This window comes from Mycobacterium kyorinense (assembly GCF_002101735.1).
Taxonomy (GTDB): Bacteria; Actinomycetota; Actinomycetes; order Mycobacteriales; family Mycobacteriaceae; genus Mycobacterium; species Mycobacterium kyorinense.
This window is the reverse complement of record NZ_LQPE01000057.1, coordinates 61520-71978: the sequence shown is the minus strand read 5'-3', so window position 1 is coordinate 71978 and position 10459 is coordinate 61520. Positions and strand designations below refer to the sequence as shown.

Sequence of the window (10459 nt, the reverse complement as noted above, 5' to 3'; positions counted from 1 at the left end):
GGTGTCTTCGCCCGCATCGCTCAACGCTTACTCGCACTGGCCGCCGTGATCTGGCACAACTGGAAAATCAACACCCCCACCAAACGATCACTGATCGCCTACGACCACTGACCGGGATAGGAATCACTCATCTAGACCACCTGCCCGGCCAGCGCGCTTGCCGCGTCGGTGTCACTGCCGCCGTAGGCCACCCCCGCCGCGGCGACTTTCTTAGCGGTTGCCCGCATCCGCGCGGCCAGCGCCGCCCGATCGGTGGCCGCACCGGCCCGTGCCGTGCCCGCCCCGGCCACGCTGGACTGCCACGACGACCCCGCACCCGCTGAAGGGGCGCCGTTGGCGCCTAGCTGGCCGGCCAGCGCCTCCATGTGGCCCGACACCCGCTGCAAGTCGGCCGGGCTGACCTCAAGCGGTTTCATGCGCAAAGTCTAAGCCTCAATCCGTGGATCAGTGATCTGGTGACCTGGGATGCGGTGCTGGCCCAGTTGCTGGTCGCTGCATCAAAGACGCGCGTGAGCTTGACTCGGTACCTGCTGCGCTGATCGCCGGGATCGCGTCGAAAAAATGCACTCGTAGAGGCGCTCGACTAACTGAAACTATCGGGCCAACGGTGGCGTTTGAGCGTGTCTCATGCGCTTGATGTGATTTTTGCTACATAGTGTGGCCCATGGGAAACATGTGTTGTCACGTCGCATGCTGCCCGGCGCGTGGTGGACGATCGGCTAACCAGCGGTGACGACGGCGGCGCAGACGCCGGCGCGGCTCGGCGAGTACGTCCGCGACCAGCTCACGCCACCGCTGGCAACCGTCGGCGGCTTCGCCCGGATGTGCGTGCTGACCGGCAAGGCGCTGTTCCGGGTGCCTTTCCATTGGCGCGAAACCATCTACCAGTGCTGGTTCATCATGCGGGTCGCGCTGCTGCCCACCATCGCCGTCTCGATCCCGCTGACCGTGCTGATCGTCTTCACGCTCAACACCTTGCTGTCGGCGTTCGGCGCCGCCGACCTGTCAGGCGCCGGTGCCGCGCTGGGCGCCGTCACCCAGCTGGGACCGCTCACCACCGTGCTGGTGGTGGCCGGCGCCGGGTCGACGGCCATCTGTGCCGACCTCGGTGCCCGCACCATCCGCGAGGAGATCGACGCGATGGAGGTGCTCGGCATCGACCCGATCCACCGGCTGGTGGTGCCGCGCGTCGTCGCCGCGACCTTCGTCGCCACACTGCTCAACGGCACCGTGATCACCATCGGGCTGATCGGCGGCTTCTTTTTCGGGGTCAAGCTCCAAAACGTCTCGGGCGGCGCGTATCTCGCGACCCTGACCTTGGTCACCGGTCTGCCCGAAGTGGTCATCGCCATGGTCAAGTCGGCGATATTCGGGGTGATCGCCGGTTTGGTGGGCTGCTACCGCGGGCTGACCACCAAGGGTGGTCCCAAGGGCGTTGGTGTTGCGGTCAACGAGACGCTGGTGTTGTGCGTGCTTGCGCTGTTCGCAGTCAACGTGGTGCTCACCACCATCGGTGTGCGGTTCGGGACGGGGCGCTGAAATGTCCACTGCCACCGTCATTCGCGCCCGCTACCCGCGCACGGTCGCCAACGTCGAGCACTACGTCGGCGGCGCCACCCGCGCAGTCAGCCGGGCCGGGCAGATGACCCGGTTCGCACTTGCCGGCAGTTGGTCCATCGGGTGGGCGCTGCGCCGCTACCGGCGCGAAACGCTGCGGCTGATCGCCCAGATCGGCATGGGCACCGGCGCGATGGCCGTCATCGGCGGCACCGCGTCGATCATCGGTTTCACCACGCTGTCCGGCGGCTCGCTGATCGCCATCCAGGGGTTTGCGTCGCTGGGCAACATCGGCGTCGAGGCGTTCACCGGATTCTTCGCCGCGCTGGCCAACGTTCGCGTCGTCACCGCCGTCGTCACCGGCGTCGCGCTGGCCGCGACCGTCGGCGCCGGCGCCACAGCCGAATTGGGCGCCATGCGAATCAGCGAAGAAATCGACGCGCTCGAGGTGATGGGCATCAAGTCGATCGCGTTTCTGGTGTCGACCCGGCTGATGGCCGGTCTGGTGGTGGTCGTCCCGCTGTATGCGATGGCGCTCGTCATGTCGTTCCTGTCCGGGCAGACCGTCACGACGCTGTTCTACGGACAGTCGGTGGGAACCTACGAACACTACTTCCGAACGTTCCTGCGCACCGAGGACGTGTTCTGGTCGGGGGCAGAGGTCATCGTGATGGCGGTGATCGTGATGATCACCCACTGCTACTACGGGTACACCGCCAGCGGCGGACCGGTCGGGGTGGGTGAGGCAGTCGGCCGATCGATGCGCTTCTCGCTGGTGTCAACGGTGATCGTGGTCCTGCTGACCTCGCTTGCGCTCTACGGCGTCGACCCGAACTTCAACCTCACGGTGTAGCCGCCATGACGATTCCGATCAAGGAACGCAAGACGCGAAGCTGGCCGGACCTGGTGGCGGGCCTGGGTCTGTTGCTGGCGTGCACGCTGGTGCTTTCGTTGACCTACTGGCAGTTTCGCGGCAACTTCACACCCAAGACGCGGCTGACGATGCTGGCCGGCCGGGCGGGCCTGGTGATGGACCGCGGCTCCAAGGTCACCTTCAACGGCGTCAGCATCGGCCGGGTGGCCGACATCTCCGAGGTGCAGCACGACGGCGAGCCCGCCGCAAAGTTCACCCTCGACGTCGATCCGCAATACGTGCAACTGATTCCGTCGAACGTCAAAGCCAAGATCCAGGCCACCACCGTGTTCGGCAACAAGTACGTGTCGTTCACGTCGCCGCAAAACCCGTCGCCGCAACGAATCACACCGCAGCACGTGATCAACGCGATATCGGTGACCACCGAATTCAACACCTTGTTCGAGACGCTCACCCAGATCGCGGAAAAGGTCGATCCGGTCAAGGTGAACCTGACTCTCTCCGCGGCCGCGCAGGCGCTCGGCGGGCTGGGCGACAAGTTCGGCCAGTCGATCGTCAACGGCAACGCGATCCTCGACGACGTCAACCCGCAGATGCCGACCATCCGCCACGACATCCAGCAGCTCGCGGCGCTCGGCGACATCTACGCCGACAATGCACCGAATCTCTTTGACGCTTTGAACAATGCGATCACCACCGCACGTACACTCAACCGCCAGCAGGCCGACGTGGATTCCGCCCTATTAGCAGCCACCGGCTTTGCCAACACTGCGGCGGACACCTTCGAGAAGGCCGGGCCGTATTTGCAGCGTCTGCTCGCCGATCTGGTACCCACCGCCGGGCTGCTCGACACCTACAGCCCCGAGATTCTCTGCACGTTCCGCAACTTCGCCAAGCTGGTCCCCAAAATCGGTGAGCTGGAAAGCGGCAACAGTTACTCTGCGCGGCTTGGTGTTTCGCTCAACGGCGCGGAGAACCCGTACGTCTATCCCGACAACCTGCCGCGGGTGAACGCCCGCGGCGGGCCCGGCGGCTCGGCGGGTTGCTGGCAGCCGATCACCCGTGACCTGTGGCCGGCGCCCTATCTGGTGATGGACACCGGCAACAGCATCGCACCGTACAACCACTTCGAACTCAGCCAGCCCCTCGCCACCGAATACGTGTGGGGCCGCCAGTACGGGGAGAGCACGATCAACCCATGAAAATCCGCGGAACGATCATCCGACTCGCCGCCATCGCATCGGTGCAGCTGCTGTTCACCGCCGTCATCGTCATTGTTTTCGGGCAGGTGCGGTTCGACAAGACCAACAGCTATTCCGCAGAGTTCTCCAATGCCAGCGGATTGCGGGCCGGCCAGTTCGTCCGCGCCTCGGGTGTCGAGGTCGGCAAGGTCAAAAGTGTCGACTTGATCGACGGGGACAAGCGAATCCGGGTCGAATTCACCGTCGACCGCTCGATCCAGCTGTACCAGTCGACGACCGCGGCGATCCGTTATCAGGACCTGATCGGCAACCGCTACCTGGAACTCGACCGCGGCACGGGTGAAAACGCCGAACGAGTGCTTCCGCCTGGGGGATTCATCCCGCTGGCCCGTACCCAGCCCGCATTGGACCTGGACGCGCTGATCGGTGGTTTCAAGCCGTTGTTTCGGGCGCTCAATCCCGAGAAGGTCAACAGCCTCGCCTCGGCGATCATCACTGTGTTCCAGGGCGAGGGCGGCACCATCAACGACATCCTCGATCAAACCGCGCAGCTGACCGAACATCTGGCCCAGCGTGACGACGCGATCGGCGAGGTGATCAAGAACCTGAACACGGTGCTGGACACCACGGTCAAGCATCGCAAGGAGTTCGACGCAGCCGTCGACAACGTCGAGAAACTGGTCACCGGTTTGAAAGACCGCGCCGATCCGCTGGCGTCCGGCACGGCGCATATCAGCAACGCCGCCGGAACGGTGGCCGATCTGCTGGCGGATAACCGAAACCTGCTGCACGACACCGTGAGTCGTTTGGAGGTCGTCGCGCAGCCGCTCGTGGGCGGACAGGACCGACTCGACAACATGCTGACGAAACTGCCGGACGCCTTCAACCGGATCGGCCGCGCCAGCGGCATCTACGGCGACTTCTTCAACTTCTACCTCTGCGACGCGTCGCTCACCGTCAACGGGCTGCAGCCCGGCGGACCGGTCCGCACGGTCAGGCTCTGGCAGCAGCCGACGGGCAGGTGCACCCGGCAATGAGAACGCTCGAACCCGCCAACCGGGTCCGCATCGGCGCCCTGGCCATCGTCGTGACACTGCTCGTCGTCGGGGTGGGCCAAAGCTTCAGCAGCGTCCCGATGCTGTTCGCCACCCCGAGCTACTACGGGCAGTTCGCCGATACCGGTGGACTGAGCAAGAACGACAAGGTGCGCATTGCCGGCAAGGACGTCGGCACTGTGCAGAGCCTCAAAATCGACGGCGACCACATTCTGATCAAGTTCACGACCGGAACCCACACCGTCGGCACCGAGAGCCGGCTGGCGATCAAGACCGAGACCATTCTGGGCAAGAAGGTGCTCGAGATCGAGCCGCGCGGCCACGAGAAGCTGCGCCCGGGCGGCGTACTGCCGCTCGGCCAGAGCACCACCCCGTATCAGATTTACGACGCGTTCTTCGACGTCACCAAGGCCGCTGCCGGCTGGGACATCGACACCGTCAAGCGGTCGCTGAATGTGTTGTCGCACACCATCGATCAGACGTATCCGCACCTGAGCGCCGCCCTGGACGGAGTGGCCAAATTCTCCGAGACCGTGGGTAAGCGCGACGAGGAGATCAAGCACCTGCTCGAACGCGCTCGAAAGGTGGCCGATGTCCTCGGCGACCGCAGTGAGCAGATCAATGCGCTGCTGGTGAATGCCCAGGCGTTGCTGGCGGCGTTCAACCAACGCGGACGGGCCGTCGAGGCGCTGCTGAGAAACGTCGCGTCCTTTTCAACTCAGGTGCGCGGCCTCATACGCGACAATCCGAACCTGCATCACCTGCTCGAGCAATTGCGCACTGTCACCGACGTATTGGCCAAGCACAAGAACGACCTGGCGTCCGTGCTGACCACGCTGCGCAACTACACCGCGGCGCTCAGCGAAGCGGTCGGCTCCGGCCCGTACTTCAAGGTGATGGTCGCCAACATACTGCCGTACTGGATTCTGCAGCCGTGGGTGGATGCGGCGTTCAAGAAGCGCGGCATCGATCCGGAAGACTTCTGGCGCAGCGCGGGATTGCCGGCGTTCCGGTTCCCCGACCCCAACGGCACCCGGTTCCCCAACGGCGCGCCGCCGCCGGCGCCGCCGGTCCTGGAGGGCACGCCGGATCATCCGGGACCGGCCGTGGCGCCGGGCTCGCCGTGTTCGTATGCGCCGCCGCCGGAGTTGTTGCCGCGGCCCGGTAATCCGATGCCGTGTGCGGGCGTCGATCAGGAGCAAGGGCCCTTCGGGCCGAACGGTCCGTACCCGGCGTTGCCCCACGTTCGGCCGTTGCCGCCCACCAGCAATGGCCTGCCGCCCACTCCGGGGATCCCGATCGCCGGCCGGCCGGGCGAGGCGCCGCCCGACGTTCCGGGCACTCCGGTGCCGATCGCGCCGGGGCCGCCGGGGGCGCGCAGCGAGCCGTTGGGGCCGGCCGGCCCGCCCGCGCCGCCGTCGACGTTCGCGCCCGGACTGCCGCCGGGACCACCGGCGCCGCCCGGGCCCGGCCCGCAGCTCCCAGCGCCGTTCATCACGCCTGACGGGACCGGAGGCCAGTATTGAGCACCATCTTCGATATCCACAACGTCCGGCTGCCCTCGCTGTCGCGGGCGTCGATCGTCATCGGGTCGGCCGTGCTGCTGCTGAGTCTGATCGCCGCGTTCGTCGGCTGGCAGGTGTATCACCGGCTGACGAATACCACTGTGGTGGCGTACTTTCCGCAGGCCGACGCGCTGTACGTCGGGGACAAGGTGCAGATCATGGGCATCCGCGTCGGCGCGATCGACAGGATCGAGCCGGCCGGCGACAAGATGAAAGTGACCTTTCACTACCAGAGCCGGTACAAGGTGCCGGCCAACGCGCAGGCGGTGATCTTGAACCCGACGCTGGTGGCGTCGCGGGCCATCCAGCTGGAGCCGCCGTACAAGGGCGGGCCGGTGCTGGCCGATCGGGCGGTGATCCCCATCGAACGCACCCAGGTGCCGGTGGAGTGGGACGACCTGCGCAACCAATTCACCAACATCATCGACAAACTCGGCCCGACGCCCGAACAGCCCAAGGGCCCGTTCGGCGACATCGTGGAATCGTTCGCCGACGGCCTGGCCGGTAAGGGCAAGCAGATCAACGCCACGCTGGACAACCTGTCGCAGGCCTTGACCACTCTCGACGAGGGCCGCGGCGACTTCTTCGCCGTGCTGCGCAGCCTGGCGCTGTTCGTCAACGCCCTGCACCAAGACGACCAGCAGTTCGTCGCGCTGAACAAGGACCTTGCCCAGTTCACCAACGCCCTGACCTCCTCAGATCAAGCCGCGGCCAACGCGATTCAGCAGACCGACGACCTGCTGGACACCGCCCGGACCTTCTTCAGCGAGAACCGCGAGGTGCTGGCCCACGACGTCAACAACCTCTCCGAAGCGACGACCGCGATCGTGCAGGAAACCCCGAGGGACGGTTTGGAGACGGCGCTGCACATCCTGCCCACGATGGCCGCCAACGTGCTCGGGATCTACGAGCCGGCGCACGGCAGCCTGACCGGGGTGCCGGCGCTGGTCAACTTCGCGAACCCAATGCAGTTCATCTGCAGCGCAATTCAGGCCGGCAGCCGGCTGGGGTATCAAGAGTCCGCCGAGTTGTGCGCGCAGTATCTGGCGCCGATTCTGGATGCGATCAAGTTCAACTACGCGCCGTTCGGGTTGAACCTGTTCAGCTCCGCCGACACCTTGCCCAAGAACATCGCCTACTCCGAGCCGCGGCTGCAGCCGCCGCCCGGGTACAAGGACACCACCGTGCCCGGGATCTTTTCGCGAGATACCCCATGGTCGCACCGGAACTCCGAGCCCGGCTGGATCGTCGCGCCGGGCATGCAAGGAGTTCAGGTCGGGCCGGCCACGGCGGCGATGCTGACGCCGGAGTCGCTGGCCGAGTTGATGGGTGGCCCGGACATCGCACCGCCACCGCCGGGGCAGAACATGCCCGGACCGCCGAATGCCTACGACCAGAACAACCCGCTGCCGCCGCCGTGGTATCCGCAGCCGCTGCCGTCACCGACCGCGGCTGCGCCACCGCCGCCGGCGCAAGCTCCGCTCGGCGCTGCCGAAGGGCCAGGGCAGTGAGGCGCGTCCGGCAGGCCCTGGCGATGCTGGTGGCCGTCATGGTGCTGACGTCGTGCGGGAACTGGCGCGGCATCTCCAACGTGCCGCTGCCCGGCGGGCCGGGCAGCGGGCCCGGCTCTTACACCGTCTACGTGCAGATACCGAACACGTTGGCGCTCAACGGAAACAGCCGTGTCTTGGTGGCAGACGTCTTCGTCGGCACCGTGCGTGCGATCAACCTGAAAAACTGGGTCGCCACGCTGACGATAGACTTGGAGAAGGGCGTCCGGCTGCCCAAGAACGCCACCGCGAAGATCGGCCAGACCAGCCTGCTGGGATCTCAGCACATCGAGCTGGCCGCGCCGCCGAACCCGTCGCCGCAGTTGCTGAAGGACGGCGACACGATTCCGCTGAAAAACTCCTCGGCGTATCCGTCGATCGAGCAAACCTTGGCCAGCTTGGCGATGGTGCTGCGCGGCGGCGGAATTCCGAACCTCGAGGTGATCCAGAACGAGGTCTACAACATGCTGCACGGGCGGGCGCAGCAGTTCCGGGACTTCCTGCACAAGCTGGACACCTTCGTCACCAAGGTCAACCAGCAGCGCGGCGACGTCACGCACGCGATCGACTCGACCAACCGGCTGCTCGGCTATGTGGCCGGACGCTCCGACGTCATCGACCGGGCACTCACCGAATTCCCGCCCTTGGCAAAGCATTTCGCAGACCAGCGGGATCTTTTCATCAACGCGGTCGACGCGGTGGGGCGGCTCAGCGACGTCGCCGACCAGACGTTGTCGGCGTCGCGTGGCGATCTGCATCAGGATCTGCAGTTGCTTCAGCGGCCGCTGAAGCAACTCGGCCTTGCCTCACCGTATTTGGTGGACGCCCTGGGGCTGCTGCTCTCGCCGCCGTTCACGATCGACAGCGTGCCGAAGATCGTGCGAGGTGACTACATCAACGTCTCCGGGTCGTTCGACCTCACCCTGAGCACCATCGACAACGCGGTGTTTTCCGGAACCGGGATATCGGGGATGCTGCGCGCACTCGAGCAGTCGTGGGGGCGTGACCCCGCCACCATGGTTCCCGACATCCGGTTCTCGCCCAACCCCGCCGACGCCCCGGTGGAACGGGGTGAGTAAGCGATGTTGACCCGCTTCATCCGTTACCAGTTGATCGTGTTCGCCATTCTGACGGTGGCCGCACTCGTCGCGCTCGGCTGGTATTACTTGCGCATCCCAAGCATGCTCGGCATCGGCCAGTACACGCTGACCGCGGATCTGCCCGCCTCGGGCGGTTTGTACCGCACCTCGAATGTGACTTATCGCGGGATCCAGATCGGCAAGGTGACCAGAGTTCAGCCGACCGTGAAGGGTGCGCGGGCCACGCTGTCCATCGACAAGCGTTACCGAATCCCCGTCGACGCCACGGCCAACGTGCACTCGGTGTCTGCGGTCGGCGAGCAATATCTGGACCTGGTGTCCACCGGCAATCCGGGAAAGTTCTTCTCGCCCGGCCAAACCATCACCAAGGGCACGGTGCCCAGTGAGATCGGTCCCGCGCTGGACGCCGCCAACCGCGGCCTGTCGGTGTTGCCCAAGGACAAGATCGGGTCGCTGCTCGACGAGACCGCGCAAGCGGTCGGCGGCATGGGACCGGCGCTGCAACGCCTGGTCGACTCGACCCAGATGGTCGTCGGCGACTTCAAGAACAACCTCTCCGACGTCAACGACATCATCCAGAACTCGGCACCGATCATCGACAGCCAGGTCACCTCGGGCGATTCGATCGAACGCTGGTCCCACAACCTCAACGTGCTGACGGCGCAAGTCGCCCAACACGATACGAACCTGCAACGCATCCTGTCGAAGGCGCCACCCACCGCCGATCAGGTCGCCGAGGTGTTCAGCGACGTCCGCGAGGCACTGCCGCAGACGGTGGCCAACCTCGAGATCGTGGCCGACATGCTCAAGCGCTACAACAAAGGTCTCGAGCAGTTGCTGGTGTTCCTGCCGGAGATCGGGTCCGTCGCGCAGTCCGCCATCGCGTCGGCCCCCGGTTCGGTGCTGATGGACTTCAACCTGTCGCTCAACAATCCGCCGCCGTGCCTGACCGGATTCCTGCCGGCATCGGAATGGCGTTCACCGGCTGACACCAGCACGGCGCCGCTGCCGGCCGGCACGTATTGCAAGATCCCCCAAGACACTCCGGCCAATGTGGTTCGCGGGGCGCGCAACCTGCCGTGCGTCGACGTGCCGGGCAAACGTGCCGCGACGCCGCGAGAGTGCCGCGACCCCAAGCCCTATGTTCCGTTGGGCACCAACCCGTGGTACGGCGACCCCAACCAGATTCGTAACTGCCCGGCCCCCGGCGCGCGCTGTGACCAGCCGGTCAACCCCGGCCAGGTGATACCGGCGCCGACGATCAACAACGGACTGAACCCGCTGCAAGCCGACAAGGTGCCGGGCACGCCGCCGCCGGTCAACGATCCGCTGTCCCGGCCGGGTTCGGGCACGGTTCAGTGCAACGGGCAGCAGCCCAACCCGTGTGTCTACACACCCTCGAGCCCGGCGGCCGTGTATCTGCCGTCCAGCGGAGAAGTGGTGGGCCCCGACGGGGTCAAGTACAACCTGGAGAACTCGAGCGACCTCGGCGACGACGGGTGGAAGCAGATGCTCGCGCCGGCTCCGGCGCATTGAGATCGCGCTCAGGGTCGTTG

The 10459-nt window shown here is 65.8% G+C and carries 9 protein-coding genes and 1 pseudogene; 9 read left to right on the top strand and 1 reads right to left on the bottom strand.

What is annotated here, in order from left to right; translation table 11 throughout:
- Window positions 1–111: pseudogene (locus tag AWC14_RS28100) on the top strand (IS982 family transposase); the annotation flags it as partial.
- A gap of 20 nt (window positions 112–131) precedes the next feature.
- Here AWC14_RS28100 and AWC14_RS08645 read toward each other — a convergent pair.
- The gene (locus AWC14_RS08645) at window positions 132–416 is read right to left on the bottom strand and encodes a hypothetical protein (protein WP_045375187.1); all 285 of its coding nucleotides are present in this window, start codon (window positions 414–416) and stop codon (window positions 132–134) included.
- 406 nt (window positions 417–822) lie between these two features.
- Here AWC14_RS08645 and AWC14_RS08640 point away from each other — a divergent pair, with 406 nt between their 5' ends.
- Genes AWC14_RS08640 through AWC14_RS08605 form a run of 8 tightly spaced genes read left to right on the top strand, consistent with a single transcriptional unit; the run spans window position 823 to window position 10439 of the window.
- A complete protein-coding gene (locus AWC14_RS08640; protein WP_428838957.1) occupies window positions 823–1539 on the top strand; it encodes an MlaE family ABC transporter permease in 717 nt (238 codons plus the stop codon).
- Window position 1540: 1 nt separating this feature from the next.
- A complete protein-coding gene (locus AWC14_RS08635; protein WP_045375189.1) occupies window positions 1541–2410 on the top strand; it encodes an ABC transporter permease in 870 nt (289 codons plus the stop codon).
- A gap of 5 nt (window positions 2411–2415) precedes the next feature.
- Entirely contained in the window at window positions 2416–3633 is a 1218-nt protein-coding gene (locus tag AWC14_RS08630; protein ID WP_045375192.1) for an MCE family protein, read from the top strand.
- Window positions 3630–4670, top strand: a complete 1041-nt coding sequence (locus AWC14_RS08625; RefSeq protein ID WP_045375195.1) for a virulence factor Mce family protein — start codon at window positions 3630–3632, stop codon at window positions 4668–4670. The genes AWC14_RS08630 and AWC14_RS08625 overlap by 4 nt, the downstream gene beginning before the upstream one ends.
- Window positions 4667–6214, top strand: coding sequence for an MCE family protein (locus tag AWC14_RS08620; RefSeq protein WP_045375197.1), 1548 nt, complete (start codon window positions 4667–4669; stop codon window positions 6212–6214). Before AWC14_RS08625 ends, AWC14_RS08620 begins: the two co-directional genes overlap by 4 nt.
- Window positions 6211–7764, top strand: a complete 1554-nt coding sequence (locus tag AWC14_RS08615) for a virulence factor Mce family protein (protein WP_085241159.1) — start codon at window positions 6211–6213, stop codon at window positions 7762–7764. Before AWC14_RS08620 ends, AWC14_RS08615 begins: the two co-directional genes overlap by 4 nt.
- Before the next feature lie 23 nt (window positions 7765–7787).
- Window positions 7788–8882 carry a virulence factor Mce family protein gene (locus tag AWC14_RS08610; protein ID WP_045377129.1) on the top strand — a complete coding sequence of 365 codons (1095 nt, stop codon included), beginning with the start codon at window positions 7788–7790 and terminating at the stop codon, window positions 8880–8882.
- A 3-nt stretch (window positions 8883–8885) separates the two neighbouring features.
- Complete coding sequence (locus tag AWC14_RS08605) at window positions 8886–10439, top strand: virulence factor Mce family protein (RefSeq protein ID WP_045376985.1); 1554 nt, start codon at window positions 8886–8888, stop codon at window positions 10437–10439.
- Window positions 10440–10459 lie beyond the last annotated feature (20 nt).